Below are 14,395 nucleotides of genomic sequence, written 5' to 3'. Positions count from 1 at the left end.
AGCACCACCCGCCTCCGTGGCTCCTTCTCCACCACCCTCCCACCGCCGACCCGTCCGACGGAGACACCGTGCGCCTTCGCCTTCGCCTGCTTGCCGCACCCCTCGTGGCAGCCGCCGCCGTGCTCGCCCCGAGCCTCCCGGCCGCCGCTGCCGCCCCGGCCACCACCGCCGCACAGGCGGCCACCCCGTCCGACCAGTGCTCCGCAGCCTTCCACGACGGCGACGCCCGCCTCGGCCCGCAGGACCTCCCCACCACCGGCCCGGTCGGCCGTCAGCTCCTCGGCTACCAGCGCACCGGCGGCGCGAGCGACCAGGACTTCCTCGCGAAGTACTACGATCCGGCCGCCAATGGCGGCAAGGGCGGCTGGATCTACCCGCCGTCCGACGGCTACGTCACCCTGCCGGACGGCAGCCCGATCGAGTTCGACCTCACGCTCTACCCGAACCAGAACATCGACCGCTACGGCAGCGAGTACGGCGCCTTCCTCGCCCCCGAGGGCCTGCCGTACGCCAGCCGCGCCATCCCGCCGCAGAGCCTGGACGGCAACCCGCCGGCCGGCTGCAACTACCACGACTACAAGGTGGTCAAGGCGTTCACGGTGCACGCCGGCCCGATCGCGCCGTGGTTCAACCAGCCCGGCTGGGGCCTGCAGTACCAGCTCGACGCGGCCCTGGTGCCCGGCGGCCCGGCCAAGCTGAACGTCCTCTGGCTGGTGGACAACGGGTACCTGGCCCGGATCTGACCCCCGCCGCCGCTCGACGACAGGCCCCGGTGGCGGCCTCCGGTGCCCGGCCCGCCCGGCCGGGTACCGGATCGTTCGCGTTATTCGCTGGCAGCCGTGGGAGGGCGGGGGATAGGAAGGCCGGGTGACCACCAGCGACCCCGCCGCGACGCCCGCCGACCGGCGCGTCTTCCGTCCCACCGTCCTCGACCTCGGCGACGTCCGGCTGAGCCCCTGGGGCCGCGCCCTCGACCTCGCCGGCGGCACCGTCCCCGCGCTCGTCGCCGCGGCGGCCGACCCCGAGATCGCCCACTGGAACCCGCTGCACACCGCCGATCCGGCCGCCGCCGAGGCCTACCTGGACCGCTGCGACGCCCGCTGGGCCGACGGCAGCTCGGCCGCCTTCGCGATCACCGACGCGGCCGACGCCACCCTGCTCGGCAACGCCTACCTGGAGTGGACCGACCCGGGCAACGGAGTCGTCATGGTCGGCTACTGGCTGCTCGCCGCCGCCCGCGGCCGCGGCCTCGCCACCCGCGCTACCACCGCCGTCACCCGCTGGGCCGTCGAAGCCGCCGGCGCCCGCCGCATCGAGCTCTACCACTTCGTCGACAACGGCGCCTCCTGCCGGGTCGCCGTCCGCGCCGGCTTCCCGTACGAGGGCACCCTGCGGGCCTCCTACCGGCGCGCCGGGGGAGAGTACGCGGACGAGCACCTGCACGCCCGCCTGGCCACCGACCCCTTCACCGACACTCACCGGGGTGACCTCACCGGGGTTGACCCCCGCCGGGGTTGACCCTCACGCAACGGAAGGCCCTAGCGTCCTGGTCATGAAGATCATCGTTCATGACACGGCGAGCGCGATGCTCGACCTGCTCAGCCGCCCCGTAGCCGAACGGACCGACGCCCTCAGGGAGTTGTACCGCCCCCTGGAGGGCGTGCTGTCCGCGGTGCTGGGCCAGGCCGACCTGGTGGCGATGCACCGGATGGGCAGCGGCTTCCGGCTCGACCGCGAGGACGAGCGGTACCTGCCCGCCGTGCGGCAGATGCAGGAGGCGGCCGTCTGGCAGCGGGTCGAGCAGTCGCTCGAAGCCGCGTGGGAGCGGATCGACGGCGCGGTGCCCGGCGTCGCGCACGCCGATACCGTGCACGTCGTGCTGGTGCTCGGCGACCCGGACGACGAGCACCTGGTCGTCCGCAACGGCGGCTACTTCGGCATGGGCGGCTTCCCCGGCGCGATCCAACTGCTGATGTGGCCCACCGAGACCGCCCTGGCCAAGATCGGCCACGCCGCCGCCCACGAGCTCCACCACAACGTCCGCTACGCCAACGTGACCTGGAACCCGGCGACCGTCACCGTCGGCGAGCAGGTCGTCGCCGAGGGACTGGCCGAGGCCTTCGTGCGGGAACTGGCCGGGGAACAGGCCCTGGGCCCGTGGGCCACCTCGCTGACCGGGGCCGAGCTGGACCACGCCTACCGGAAGGTCACCGCCGGGATCGACGTCTCCGGGATGCAGAACCTGCCCCCGTACGTCTACGGCGACCCGACCGCGCGGCTGATGGGCTGCGAGCCGGTGGGCCTGCCGCACGCCGCCGGGTACGCGGCCGGCCTGCGGATCGCGGACGCCCACCTCGCCGCCACCGGCCTGACCGCCGCCGCGAGCGTCGCGCTGCCCGCCCGCGAGGTCCTGGCCAACGCGGGGGTGCCGACCGACGCGTGACCGGCGTGCCGACCGGGTAGGGCGTCGTCGCTGCCCGGGCGCCCGCCGTCGGCAGGCAGCGCGCGGGGCGGGGGAGCGGCCTAACCTGGAAGGGCGCGTACGGTGCTCGGCCGGTACGGACGGGAAACGGTGGCCATGACGGTGATCTCGGCGGCACTCTTCGGCAGCGACTGGCGGCCCGGGCTTCCCGGCGGTGCCGAGCTGCTGCGCGAGTGCGCCGCCCGGGGCTGGACGGTGGTGCTGACCGGGCCCGGGCCCGTCGGGGTGCCGGCGCTGACCGTGGCCGAACCCGGGGGCGACCCGGTGCGGGCCGCGCTGGAGCTGGTGGACGGCGTCCCCTCGCACGCCGTGGCCGTCGCCTGCAGTGTGCGCGAGGTGCGGGCGGCGCGGCGGGTCGGGGTGCCGTGCGTCGCCCTGGAGGCCGGCGGGGACGCCGGTCCGGAGCTGCTGGCGGCGGGTGCGGCCGAGGTCCACCGCGACGCCGCCGGCCTGCTGCGCGTCCTGGACGACAGCCTGCTCGCCCGCCCCCGGGCCTTCGGACCCGTGGGCGCGGGAGCGGGCGGCGCCGGGAGCGGTTAGCGCCACTCCGTACCGGGCAACCGCCCGGGTGTGAGCACGTCACCGGAAGTGTCGGAGGTGACCGAGATGGACGGACCCGCTTTGAGCGGATGGGAGCGGCGGCTCCTCGAAGAGATCGAGTCCGATCTGCGCCAGGACACACGGCTCGACCGGAAATTGAGCACGATGGGCGCCAAGCGGCCCGGCCGGGTCCGGGGCGCGCTCCGCGCGGTCGGGCGCCGGATCTCGGCGGGGGTCGCGCTGACCGCCCTCGTGATGACGGCGATCTGCCTCGGCGTGGGCGTACGGACCCCGACCACGGCCGTGCTGACCGCGCTCGGGGTGGTCTGGGCGGCCTCGGTGGCGGCCGCGGTCGCCGCCTCGGAGCTGTTGCGCCGCCGCAGCGCCGCCCGCGAGGGCCGGAGCGGCACCGTCCGGCCCGAGGAGAGCCGCGAGCGCCGCGAACGGCGGCCCTGGGATCGACCGGAGGCGTGAGCGCATGAGCACCGACCTGTGGGAGTACCGCCCGGGCGCCCATCCCGCCGCCGACTTGGGCCTGTTCGGGTACGAGGTGCTGGCCACCGACGGCCCGGTCGGGCGGGTCGAACAGGACACCGGGGACCATCTGTTGGTCGAAGCCGAGCCCTGGGTGCCGGGCACCCGGGTGCTCGTCCCGGTCGGCCTGGTCGCCCGCGTCGACCACCTGATGCTGGCCGTCCACCTCGACTGCCCGCGGGCCAGGCTCAGCTCAGCCCCGCCCGCCGCCGTCGACCTGGCCGCGCCCGGTCCGCGCTGAGCCCGGCCCGGGGCGCCGTCGAAACTCGCCGTCGAACCACCGAATCACCGAGGTACTGAGCCATGGGCTGGTCGTCCACCACGCTCACCGGCCGCACGATCGCCTTCCTGGTCGCGCCGTACGGCGTCGAGCAGGTCGAACTGACCTCCCCCTGGCAGGCGGTCGCCGAGGCCGGCGGCACCCCGCGCCTGCTGTCCACCGCGCCGGGGCGGGTCCAGGCCGTCCGGCACCGCGCCCAGGCCGACACCTTCGCCGTGGACGCCCTGGTCGCCGAGGCGGACCCGGCCGACTACGACGGCCTGGTGCTGCCCGGCGGCGTCGCCAACCCCGACCACCTGCGCCTGGACCGGGCCGCCGTCGCCTTCGTGCACGCCCACTGCGCCGCCGGCCGCCCGACCGCGGCGATCTGCCACGCCCCGTGGACCCTGATCGAGGCCGACGCCGTCCGCGGCCGCACCCTCACCTCCTGGCCCAGCCTGCGCACCGACCTGGTCAACGCCGGTGCCCACTGGGTGGACGAGGCGGTCCACGTCTGCCAGGACGGCCCCGGCTTCCTCGTCACCAGCCGCAAACCGGGCGACCTGCCGCTCTTCGAGGACGCGTTCGTCACGGAGTTCGCCCACGCGACGGCGAAGCGGCGGGCCTGAGGGGGCGAGGCAGCGGGCCTGACGGCAGGCCCGGAAGCCGCACCGGTGAGCCGGCGGTGAGCCGTTGAGCCGGGATCAGTCGCCCCGGAGACGGACGAAGGTGGCGGTGGGCGGGCGCCCGGTGAGGGTGAGTTCGGCGCGCAGCGGGGCCGTGAGGGGGTGGACCGGGCCGTGGTCGGGGTCGGTGGCGGCCGGACCGAGCAGGGGGCCGGCGAGCTCGGCGACCGCGCGGGACTGCACGGGGGTGAGCCGGGGGTGGTGAGGAAGACGCGGCCGTCGTCGAGCTGGAGGATCAGCGCGTGCGGGTGGGCGGCCGGGCCGGTGAGGGCGCGGACGGTGGCGTCGAGGGTGTCGCTGCGACGGTACTTGACCCAGGTGCGGCCGGCCCCGCGCGGGCGGTAGGGGGAGCCGGCGGCCTTGCAGACCAGGCCCTCCACCCCGGTGTCCGCGAGCTGTTCCACCCACTCCAGCGCCTCCGCCCGGTCCGTGGTCGCCATCACCGGCTGGATCGGCGGCGGGACGTCGGCCAGGGCGGCGAGCAGCAGGCGGCGGCGGTCGGTGAGCGGCAGCCGGCGGACGTCGCGGCCGGGCAGCGCCAGCACGTCGAAAGCGATCAGGCCGAGCGCGACCTCCGGGGCGGCGGCCCGGGCCTGCCGGGTGCGCAGCAGTTCGCCGAAGGCGAACCGGCCGCCGCGCCAGGCGACCAGCTCGGCGTCGAGTACCAGCCCCTCGGGCAGCCGGGCGACGGCGGCGGCGATCGGCGGGAACTCGGGGCGAGGTCGCGGCCGGTGCGGGACTGCAGGAACGGCGGGCCGTCGCCGCGGGCGAAGGCGACGCAGCGGAAGCCGTCCAGCTTCAGCTCGTACTGCACGCCCGCGCCGCCCAGGCCGTCGGCGGGCGGTACGGCGGTGACGGCGGCGGGGCGCATCACCTCGACGGGCGGGTGCAGCACCTGGCGCGCCCGGCGCGGCCGGCCGGGCGAAGGCGCGGGCGGGCCCGGGGGTTCGGGCGAGGCCGCCGACGGAGGTACGGGCGGGGCTGCCGCCGACGGGGCGGCGGGCAGCGGGCGGGCCTGCCCGGGGTCCAGCAGCGGGGCGAACAGGTCGCCGTGGGCGGCCAGTCGGTCCGGCACCTCGGCCAGGGTGAAGGCCAGTTCCTCCTCGCCGCCGGCCCGCTCCAGCTCGGCCCAGGACACCGGGGTGGAGACCGTCGGCCGCGGTCGGGCCCGCAGGGTGTACGGCGCGGCGGTGGTCTTCTTGGCGTTGTTCTGCGACCAGTCGACCAGCACCCGGCCCCGGCGCCGGGCCTTGGCCATGGTGTGCACCACCAGCTCCGGGTGCTCGGCCTCCAGGGCGGCGGCCAGCGCCTTCGCGTAGCCGGAGACCCGGGCGCTGGGCGTGGGCTCGATCGGCACCAGCAGGTGCAGCCCTTTGGAACCGGAGGTCTTCACCCAGGAGGCGAGGCCGTCGGCCGCGAGCCGTTCGCGCAGCAGCAGCGCGACCGCCCGGCAGGTGAGCAGGTCCGCGCCCTCGCCGGGGTCGAGGTCCAGGACCAGCCGGTCGGCGAGGGCGGGCGCGGCCGCGTGCCACTGCGGGACGTGCAGCTCCAGGCAGCCCAGGTTGGCGAGCGCGAGCAGCGCCGCGCCGTCCTCCAGCACCACCTGGCGCAGCTCGCCGGTGTTGCTCGGCACCTCGACGCTGCGCACCCAGTCCGGGGTGCCGGGCGGAGGGTTCTTGGCGACGAACACCTCCGCCTCCACGCCGTCCGGGCAGCGCAGGAAGGAGACCGGACGGTCGCGCAGGTGTGGGAGCAGGGCGGTGTGCACGGCGGCGTAGTAGCGCAGTACCTCGACCTTGAGGGTGCCGGTGCGCGGGTAGTACACCTTGTCGAGGTGGGAGAGGGCGAGGGTGCGCCCGTCCACCGTCATCTGCGGCACGGTCCGCCTCCGAAGCCTCCGGCAGGGTGGCCCCCGCAGCCAGTCTGCCCCGGTTCGGCGGCTGCCGCCCCGGCGGCCGAACCAAGCGGCGGGCTCAGCCCGCGGCGGGCCGGGGCGCGCCCGGGTAGGTGCCGAAGTACCAGTGGTTGCCCTCCGGGTCGGCGGCGGCGAAGTCCCGGGAGCCGTAGTCCGTCTCGTGCAGCGCGGTGGAGATCCGGGCGCCGGCCGCGATCGCGCGGGCGTGTACGGCGTCCGGGTCGGCGGTGACCACGTACGCGGTGAAGGTGCCCGGGCGGCCCGGCCAGGGCTCGGCACCCTCGGCGGTCTCGCGGTCGGAGCCGAGCATCACCCCGCCGCCCTCGGGCCAGGCGAGTTCGGCGTGGGCGACGACCTCGCCCTCACCGTAGGTGACCACCTCCCGGAAGCCGAAGGCCTCCACCAGGAAGCGGATCAGGGCCCGGGCGTCGGTGGCACGCAGGGTGGGCCAGACCTGCGGGGCGGGGGTCTCGGTGGCATCCATGGCTGTCTCCTCGGGAGCGGCTGGGGAGGGTGCGGGATTCCGCTACGGCTCCCACTCTGCGACCGTCCCGGCGGCCGCGCCTCGGACGTTTCGGAACTTCGCCGTCCGCGGCCCCTCCGCCGCCGGCCAGACACTGGGCGCCACCCCGGCCGGCGCCCGGAACTCGCGGGCCAGGTGCGCCTGGTCGAAGTAGCCGCAGCGCACGGCCAGTTCCGCCGGCCTGGGTCGGCCGGGCCGAACGGGCCGAGTCGGCGAGCAGGAGCCGGGGCCGGTCGAAGCGCATCACCCGGGCGGCGGACTTCGAGGTCAGCCCGGTCTCCCGGCGGAACCGTTCCTGCAGGTACCGGGCGCTGCCCGGCGCGGTCGCGGGCGGGCGCGGTGTTGCTTATGGTGAGGGCGCGGTCACCCCGTTCGCGCCGTGTCGGGCGCCGGGGGAGCACCGTCTTGGGGGGATGTGCCGGGGGGAACCACCGACGAAGGAGTCCCCGTGACCACTGCCCGAGACATCATGCACACCGGCGCCCAGTGCATCGGCGCCCACCAGACGCTGGCCGAGGCCGCGATGATGATGCGCGACAAGAACGTGGGCGCGCTGCCGATCTGCGGCGACGACCAGAAGCTGAAGGGCATCATCACCGACCGCGACATCGTGCTGCGATGTGTGGCCGAGGGCAAGGACCCGGCCTCGATGACGGCCATGGATCTGGCCGGGCACCTGCACTGCGTGCGTGCCGACGACAGCATGGAGTCGGTGCTGCGCAAGATGGAGCAGCACCAGATCCGGCGCATCCCGGTGATCGACGGGGAGCGGCTGGTGGGCATGATCAGCGAGGCCGATCTGGCGATGGGTCACCGAGACGGCCAGCGGCTGACCGACCAGCAGATCATCGACTTCATGGACGGCGTCTACATGATGCGTTGACCCGGCCCGGTCGGCAGCCGACCGGAGCCGCGACCAAGACACGCCCCAGGCCCCGCCCGTGCACCTCGAAGGTGCCGGACGGGGCCCGCCGCGTGGTGGCCCGCCGACCGTCTCATGGGCTGGATTTTCCTTTCTTGCCAGCCGAGATGCGGGCAGAATCGCGCTCATGGGAAAGCAGTACGAAAGCATCGACGGCCGGCTGCGCCGGTTCATCGAGAGCCAGCCGGTCTACTTCGTCGCGACGGCCCCGCTGGCCGCCGACGGGCACGTGAACCTCTCGCCCAAGGGGCGCTCCGGCACGCTCGCCGTGATCGACGAACTCACCCTCGCCTACCTGGACTTCGGCGGCTCGCAGGCCGAGACCGTCGCCCACCTGCGGGAGAACGGCCGGATCACCCTGATGTGGTGCGCCTTCGACGGGCCGCCGACCGTGGTGCGCGTGCACGGCCGGGGCGAGCCGGTCTTCCGTGACGACCCGCGGTTCGCCGACCTGCTCGGCCACTTCGACCCGACGGCCGATGGCTCGGGGCTGCGGGCGATCGTGCTGGTCAGGGCCGAGCGGGTCAGCGACTCCTGCGGGTACGCGGTGCCGTTCATGGACTACCGCTCCGACCGCGACCTGCACGCCCAGTACTTCGACCGCAAGGACGAGGAGGAGTTCGGCGCGTACTGCGAGCGCAAGCCGCTGGTCGGTACCAGCATCGACGGGCTGCCCGCGGTCCCGCTCCCGCTTCCGTCCCGGCCGGCCTGACGGGCGGCCTTCGGCTGTTCGGCCGACCGGTTCGTCGGGGACGGCGGTTCGTCGGGGACGGCGGTTCGTCGGGAGCAGCCGGTTCGGGGCACGACGAAGCCGCCGCACCCGGCAGGGGGTGCGGCGGCTTCGAGGAGTCTTACTTGGTCAGACCGGCCTTGACGGAGCAGATCGGCCAGGCGCCCGGGCCCTGGGCCGCGAGGACCTTCTCGCCGACGGAGATCTGCTGGTCCTTGGTGGCCAGGTCGGCGCGCGGGGCGAAGGAGGTGCCGCCGAAGGCCGCCCAGGTGCTGGAGGTGAACTGCAGGCCGCCGTAGAAGCCGTTGCCGGAGTTGATCGCCCAGTTGCCGGTGGCCTCGCAGGAGGCGACCTTGTCCCAGACGGAGGCCGGCGCGGCGGAGGCGCTGGTGGCCGTGACGAGGCCGGCCACCGGCAGGGCGGTGACCGCCCCGGCCATCAGAGCCATCCGGACGCGGTTGCGGCGCTTCGGGGTGGCAGTGGTGGCGGCAGCGGTGGTCTCGTTACGGAAGGTCATGAATTTCCTTTCGGAGGGGGTTGCGAGCGCGCGGAACCAGGCCCTCGGAAGGCCGTCGGTTTCGGGGACACGTCACTCGCGTGGTCCGGCACCGTCCTGCTCGGGGGCTGTGGGCCCGGCCGGAGCGATCGCTCGGTGCAACGGGTTCGAAGTTACGGGGGCGGTCGTGGCCGATTCAAGCATTCGAAGGTTTAGGCACGTCAGAGGACTGTTACCGGGCGTAAGGATCAAGGAATTGTGGCAATTTCGCCCGATTTCCACCCATTTCCATGATCAAATCACGGGGGAAAGCGGCCTGGGTCACACCGAAAGCCGTGTGAGCCCGCGCACATCGTCGACAGTGCGTGACGGTCGGCCAGCCGCCGGTGCCGGATCCGCGGCGTCCGCCGCCGCTCCGGGTGGCCCGCACCACAGGCCTCACCCGGAGTGCCCCCTGCCCTCACTCACGGTGCCGGGCATAGCCTCGGCGCCATGAGCAACGAGAGCGAGACAGCAGGCCCGGCGGACGCGGGAGCGCCCGGGGGCGGGGAGCAGCACGAGGCCGCCGTCGCGCCCGCCGGCTTCGAGCTGGGGACCGACGGGCCCAAGGTGATCCTGGCGGGGCTGGACGGCTCCGACTCCTCCTGGCGCGCCACCGCCTACGCCGCCGGACTGGCCCGCCGGCAGGGCGCCGTCCTTGCGGTGGCCTATGTCCAGCCGATCCTCGGCGCCGCGACCGCCCTCGCCGGAGCCGCCGTGGAGGAGACCACCCACGAGATCGCCGAGGAACTGCTGGCCGCCCTGCGCGAGGCCGAGGAGCGGCTGCGCGACGTGTGGAAGGTGGAGTGGCGCTTCCTGACCCTGCGCGGCGACCCCTACACCGGGCTGGCCAAGCTCGCGGACGAGCTGCGCGCCGACGCCGTGGTGGTCGGCGTCTCCGAGCAGGCCGGGCACAAGGTGATCGGATCGGTGGCCGTCCGGCTGGTGAAGGCGGGCCGCTGGCCGGTGACCGTCGTCCCGTAGGCGACCGTCGTCCCTTGCCAAGAGGAGCCCGAGAGTCCTTGGCAAGAGGAGCCCGAGGGTGAGACGAGCCCGGGCCGACCGCCCGCGGGGTACCGGTGGGTCGACGGGTAGGGTGCGTGACCATGACGGACACGTGGGGCACGCACCCCTCCGAGCCCGCCCACCCGACCGGCAACGACCTGCACCTCGACCTTCCCGCCACCGGAGGCCGCCGCGCCGCGCTGATGGCAGCCCTGCGCGAGGCGATCCGCAGCGGCCGCCTCGCCCCCGGCACCCGGCTACCGCCCTACCGCGCCCTCGCCGCCGACCTCGGCCTGGCCCGCAACACCGCCGCCGAGGCCTACGCCGAACTCGTCGCCGAGGGCTGGCTCACCGCCCGCCAGGGCTCCGGCACCACCGTCGCCGAACGCGCCGAACCCGTCCCACCCACCCGGGCCCGCCGACCCTCGCCCCGCCCCGGCCCCCGGCACGACCTGCGCCAGGGACAGCCCGACGCCGCCTCCTTCCCCCGCACCGCCTGGCTGGCCGCCGCCCGCCGGGCCCTCACCGCCGCGCCCAACGAGGCCTTCGGGCCCGGCGATCCGCAGGGCCGGCGCGAACTGCGCACCGTCCTCGCCGACTACCTGGCCCGCGCCCGCGGCGTGCGCACCGACCCGGACCGGATCGTGATCTGCTCCGGCTTCGCCCACGCGCTGCGACTGCTCTTCGACGGCGCCAGGCCGGTCCTGCCGCCCGCGGAGCACGGGCCGCTGGCCGTCGAGGCGTACGGCCTGGGCTTCCACCGCGCCCTGCTGGCCGCCGCGGGCGTCACCGGCGTTCCACTGCCGATCGACGAACAGGGCGCCCGCGTCGAGGAGTTGGCGCACCACGAGAAGGCCCGTACGGTCCTCCTCACCCCCGCCCACCAGTTCCCGACCGGCGGCCCGCTGCACCCGGGCCGCCGCGCCGCCGTGGTCGACTGGGCGCGCGGCCGGGGCGGGCTGATCCTGGAGGACGACTACGACGGCGAGTTCCGCTACGACCGACAGCCGGTCGGCGCCGTCCAGGGCCTCGACCCCGAGCGGGTGGTCTACCTCGGCAGCACCAGCAAGAGCCTCACCCCCGCGCTGCGCCTCGGCTGGATGGTGCTGCCGGACCACCTGGTCGACCGGGTGCTCGCCGCCAAGGGCGAACGCGAGGGCTGGGCCAGCGCACTGGACCAGCTGACCCTGGCCGAGTTCATCGACTCCGGTGGCTACGACCGGCACCTGCGCCGGATGCGCCGCCGCTACCGGGACCGCCGCGACCAGCTGGTGGCCGCGCTCGCGGCGAGCGCCCCGCACATCGGGGTGTCCGGCATCGCGGCCGGCCTGCACGCGGTGCTGCGGCTGGAGCCGGGCACCGAGGGCTCGGTGCTGAAGGCCGCCGCCTACCGGGGTCTGGCGGTGGAAGGCCTCGCCGACTACCGGCACCCGGCGATCGCCCCGGAGGCCATGCCCGCCGTGGACGGCCTGGTGGTCGGCTACGCCACGCCGCCCGACCACGCCTACCCGGCGGCGCTCGCGGCGCTGTGCGACGTCCTGCTGTCCGCGGCGTGACGGCGGGGGCGGTCGCGGGGGGAGTGACGGCGGGAAGGGGTGGCGGAAGGCGCGGCGAAGCATAGGCCTCCCGGTGCCGCGCCGGGGCCGGAACGGGACCGGCCGGTCCACCGCGTCCGCTCACCGCTCCTGCGTCGGTACGGGATCGGGCCGAGGCGGGCAACCCCGGCGGAACCCCGGCCTACGCTCCTTGGTCATGCGCAGAACACATCCGATCCGCGCCGCGCTCGTCGCGTGCCCGGCCCTCGTCGTCGGTCTGCTCCTCTCCGCCGCTCCCGCGCGGGCCGACTCCCCGCTGCCCCTCACGGCCGTCTCCGACAAGCAGACGACCGTCCGGGGCGGCGAGTTCACGCTCACCCTGACGCTGACCAATCCGTACGACACCCCGATCCAGTTCGTCTACCAGAGCGTCCAGGAGACCTACCAGACCAGCCTGCAGACCGGCCTCAAGTTCACCGCGACGGCCTGCGGCACCCAGACCAACGGCTGCAGCGACAACGTCCACGGCGGCATCGCGCGGTACAACGTGCCGCTCGCCCCCGGCGCCAGCAGCACCTTCACGGTGACCTACGCCATCGCCCCCGACTCGGCCTGCGGCGACGCCGCCCGGATCGACTTCTACTCCTACCTGTACTACGAGTACAACGGAGGTCTGAACAACAACTCCGGCATCATCGGGGTCCCCGGCACCCAGGTCGCCTGCGCCTGACGTCCGTCTGATGTCCGTCTGATGCCCGGCAGGTTCGCTCGGTCCGCCGCCGCCCGTCGGACGCCGGTTGCCCCCGTACCGGTGCCTGACGGGCGGTTCGCGTGCGCCAGGCGCGCCGGTCAAGCGCGCCTGGCGTGCCGAACCACCGCTCCGGTGTGCCGGGTTGACGCCGGGCGTGGCCTGCGGGGTCGTTCGGATGCGACCGGGAGGGTGCCGGACGAGCTGGGAAAACCGTCGGTGCCACGGAGGCCGCAGGTGCGAACGGATGTTCCTCCGGTCGGCGGCGCCACGGGGGCGGACCGCGCAAGATTCACCCTATCGGGGGGTACTGGGCCTTCGTACGGGCCTGGTCGGGTGCTGGTGATCTAGGGTTCCGGGTGGGTCGCCGCGAGACGGTGGCCATCTTTGCGACACTTCGCCAACACCCCCACCAGTCTACGGATCTGATGATCCGTCACGGCATGCGCCAGGGCGGTCCGTATGGCCCTGGCCGCGTGACCCGACCACAGGAATGGAGACCCTGCCGATGCCCGTGGACACGACCCCGGAGACAGAGCAGGTCAAGCAGCAGAGCCTTGCGACGGCCGCTGCCCGCAACCTTGCGACCACGACCAAGTCCGCCCCGCAGATGCAGGAGATCACCTCCCGCTGGCTGCTCAAGGTGCTCCCCTGGGTGCAGGCCGCCGGTGCGGCGTACCGGGTCAACCGACGGCTCACCTACACCGTGGGCAACGGTGTGGTGGAGTTCATCAAGACCGGCTCCCAGGTCCGCGTGATCCCGGCCGAGCTGGGCGAGTTGGCCCTGCTGCGCGGTTACGAGGACGAGGAGGTGCTGACCGCCCTGGCCGACCGCTGCCAGCAGCGCGACTTCGGCCCCGGCGAGGTGCTCACCACCCAGGGTGAGGCCGCCGACCGGATCTTCCTGATCGCGCACGGCAAGGTCAACCAGATCGGCACCGGCAAGTACGGCGACGAGACCGTGGTCGGCGTGGCCGGTGACGGCGACCGCTTCGGCGACGACGCCCTGCTGAACCCGGACGCCGTCTGGGACTTCACCGCCAAGACCGCCACCGCCGGTGTCGCGCTCACCCTGAGCCGCGCGGACTTCGCCGCCATCCGGGACAACGCGCCCAGCCTGCAGGAGCACCTGCAGGCCTTCCTGGCCCTGCCGCTGCAGGCCCAGAACGAGCGCGGCGAGGCCGAGATCGCCATGTCGGCCGGCCACCACGGCGAGTTCGAGCTGCCCGGCGCCTTCGTGGACTACGAGCTCAAGCCCCGCGAGTACGAGCTGAGCGTCGCGCAGACCGTCCTCAAGATCCACACCCGGGTTGCGGACCTCTACAACGAGCCGATGAACCAGACCGAGCACCAGCTCCGGCTGACCATCGAGGCCCTGCGCGAGCGCCAGGAGCACGAGCTCATCAACAACCCGGAGTTCGGGCTGCTCAACAACGCCGACTTCGACCAGCGGATCCAGACCCACTCCGGCCCGCCCACCCCGGACGACCTGGACGAGCTGCTCAACCGCCGCCGCGACCCCGACTACCTGCTGGCCCACCCGCGGACCATCGCCGCGATCGGCCGCGAGTTCAACGCCCGGGGCCTCTACCCGACCCACGTCGACCTCGGCGGGCAGCAGGTGCCGGCGTGGCGCGGGGTGCCGATCCTGCCGTGCAGCAAGATCCCGATCACCAAGGAGAACACGAGCTCGATCCTCGTGATCCGTACCGGTGAGGACAACCAGGGCGTCATCGGCCTGCACCAGACCGGGATCCCGGACGAGTACCAGCCCTCGCTCTCGGTCCGCTTCATGGGGATCGACGAGAAGGCGATCATCTCCTACCTGGTCAGCGCCTACTACTCGGCGGCCATCCTGGTGCCGGACGCGGTCGGCGTCCTGGAGAACGTGGAGATCGCGCACCGCCGCCACTGAACCCGCGGAAAGCCGAGCCCGGGCCGTAACCGGTCGGCTCGATGATCGTTTGACCTGATGACGGAC

17 protein-coding genes and 1 pseudogene are annotated in these 14,395 nt (G+C 74.2%); 13 read left to right on the top strand and 5 right to left on the bottom strand.

Features of this window, described 5'->3' with window-relative positions:
* Positions 1-68 precede the first annotated feature (68 nt).
* The 7 genes from CRP52_RS01670 to CRP52_RS01640 all read left to right on the top strand — a co-directional run bounded on the left by CRP52_RS01670 (position 69) and on the right by CRP52_RS01640 (position 4,444).
* Positions 69-743 (top strand): TNT domain-containing protein, encoded by a 675-nt coding sequence (locus CRP52_RS01670; protein ID WP_257032227.1) that lies wholly within the window; start codon positions 69-71, stop codon positions 741-743.
* 124 nt (positions 744-867) lie between these two features.
* Positions 868-1,518, top strand: coding sequence for a GNAT family N-acetyltransferase (locus CRP52_RS01665; protein ID WP_218893053.1), 651 nt, complete (start codon positions 868-870; stop codon positions 1,516-1,518).
* Positions 1,519-1,552: 34 nt separating this feature from the next.
* Positions 1,553-2,443, top strand: a complete 891-nt coding sequence (locus CRP52_RS01660) for a DUF2268 domain-containing protein (RefSeq protein WP_097234719.1) — start codon at positions 1,553-1,555, stop codon at positions 2,441-2,443.
* A gap of 135 nt (positions 2,444-2,578) precedes the next feature.
* Positions 2,579-3,022, top strand: a complete 444-nt coding sequence (locus tag CRP52_RS36835) for a hypothetical protein (RefSeq protein ID WP_101948122.1) — start codon at positions 2,579-2,581, stop codon at positions 3,020-3,022.
* A gap of 66 nt (positions 3,023-3,088) precedes the next feature.
* The gene (locus CRP52_RS01650) at positions 3,089-3,496 is read left to right on the top strand and encodes a DUF3040 domain-containing protein (protein WP_143685614.1); all 408 of its coding nucleotides are present in this window, start codon (positions 3,089-3,091) and stop codon (positions 3,494-3,496) included.
* Positions 3,497-3,500: 4 nt separating this feature from the next.
* Positions 3,501-3,797, top strand: a complete 297-nt coding sequence (locus CRP52_RS01645; protein ID WP_097234717.1) for a PRC domain containing protein — start codon at positions 3,501-3,503, stop codon at positions 3,795-3,797.
* A gap of 62 nt (positions 3,798-3,859) precedes the next feature.
* The gene (locus CRP52_RS01640) at positions 3,860-4,444 is read left to right on the top strand and encodes a type 1 glutamine amidotransferase domain-containing protein (protein WP_097234716.1); all 585 of its coding nucleotides are present in this window, start codon (positions 3,860-3,862) and stop codon (positions 4,442-4,444) included.
* A 75-nt stretch (positions 4,445-4,519) separates the two neighbouring features.
* Here the strand turns inward: CRP52_RS01640 and CRP52_RS37980 are convergent, their stop codons facing one another.
* The 4 genes and pseudogenes from CRP52_RS37980 to CRP52_RS01625 all read right to left on the bottom strand — a co-directional run bounded on the left by CRP52_RS37980 (position 4,520) and on the right by CRP52_RS01625 (position 6,900).
* Positions 4,520-4,684: a hypothetical protein gene (locus CRP52_RS37980; RefSeq protein ID WP_179852648.1), complete on the bottom strand. Its 165-nt coding sequence runs from the start codon at positions 4,682-4,684 to the stop codon at positions 4,520-4,522.
* Between the two features lie 182 nt (positions 4,685-4,866).
* Positions 4,867-5,151: pseudogene (locus tag CRP52_RS40735) on the bottom strand (ATP-dependent DNA ligase); the annotation flags it as partial.
* Positions 5,058-6,371, bottom strand: coding sequence for a non-homologous end-joining DNA ligase (gene ligD / locus CRP52_RS01630; RefSeq protein ID WP_306458906.1), 1,314 nt, complete (start codon positions 6,369-6,371; stop codon positions 5,058-5,060). The pseudogene CRP52_RS40735 and the gene ligD, both read right to left, overlap by 94 nt.
* A 103-nt stretch (positions 6,372-6,474) precedes the next feature.
* Entirely contained in the window at positions 6,475-6,900 is a 426-nt protein-coding gene (locus tag CRP52_RS01625) for a VOC family protein (RefSeq protein ID WP_097234715.1), read from the bottom strand.
* A gap of 487 nt (positions 6,901-7,387) precedes the next feature.
* On the opposite strand from CRP52_RS01625, the gene CRP52_RS01620 reads away from it, so the two are divergent.
* Both CRP52_RS01620 and CRP52_RS01615 read left to right on the top strand, forming a co-directional pair.
* The gene (locus CRP52_RS01620; RefSeq protein ID WP_097234714.1) at positions 7,388-7,822 is read left to right on the top strand and encodes a CBS domain-containing protein; all 435 of its coding nucleotides are present in this window, start codon (positions 7,388-7,390) and stop codon (positions 7,820-7,822) included.
* Between the two features lie 166 nt (positions 7,823-7,988).
* Positions 7,989-8,573 carry a pyridoxamine 5'-phosphate oxidase family protein gene (locus CRP52_RS01615; RefSeq protein ID WP_097234713.1) on the top strand — a complete coding sequence of 195 codons (585 nt, stop codon included), beginning with the start codon at positions 7,989-7,991 and terminating at the stop codon, positions 8,571-8,573.
* A 139-nt stretch (positions 8,574-8,712) separates the two neighbouring features.
* Here CRP52_RS01615 and CRP52_RS01610 read toward each other — a convergent pair whose 3' ends face one another.
* Entirely contained in the window at positions 8,713-9,108 is a 396-nt protein-coding gene (locus CRP52_RS01610; RefSeq protein ID WP_097234712.1) for a transglycosylase family protein, read from the bottom strand.
* Positions 9,109-9,579: 471 nt separating this feature from the next.
* Between CRP52_RS01610 and CRP52_RS01605 the strand changes: the two genes are divergently transcribed.
* The 4 genes from CRP52_RS01605 (at position 9,580) to CRP52_RS01590 (ending at position 14,329) form a co-directional block, all read left to right on the top strand.
* Positions 9,580-10,110 carry a universal stress protein gene (locus CRP52_RS01605; RefSeq protein ID WP_097234711.1) on the top strand — a complete coding sequence of 177 codons (531 nt, stop codon included), beginning with the start codon at positions 9,580-9,582 and terminating at the stop codon, positions 10,108-10,110.
* Between the two features lie 122 nt (positions 10,111-10,232).
* Positions 10,233-11,687: a MocR-like pyridoxine biosynthesis transcription factor PdxR gene (gene pdxR / locus CRP52_RS01600; RefSeq protein WP_097234710.1), complete on the top strand. Its 1,455-nt coding sequence runs from the start codon at positions 10,233-10,235 to the stop codon at positions 11,685-11,687.
* Between the two features lie 196 nt (positions 11,688-11,883).
* Positions 11,884-12,396 carry a hypothetical protein gene (locus CRP52_RS01595; protein ID WP_097234709.1) on the top strand — a complete coding sequence of 171 codons (513 nt, stop codon included), beginning with the start codon at positions 11,884-11,886 and terminating at the stop codon, positions 12,394-12,396.
* Positions 12,397-12,922: 526 nt separating this feature from the next.
* Positions 12,923-14,329 carry a family 2B encapsulin nanocompartment shell protein gene (locus CRP52_RS01590; protein WP_097239761.1) on the top strand — a complete coding sequence of 469 codons (1,407 nt, stop codon included), beginning with the start codon at positions 12,923-12,925 and terminating at the stop codon, positions 14,327-14,329.
* Positions 14,330-14,395 lie beyond the last annotated feature (66 nt).

The sequence above is a fragment of the Streptomyces sp. 1331.2 genome, from assembly GCF_900199205.1.
Taxonomy (GTDB): domain Bacteria; phylum Actinomycetota; class Actinomycetes; order Streptomycetales; family Streptomycetaceae; genus Kitasatospora.
This window is presented reverse-complemented; position numbering and strand designations above follow the sequence as displayed.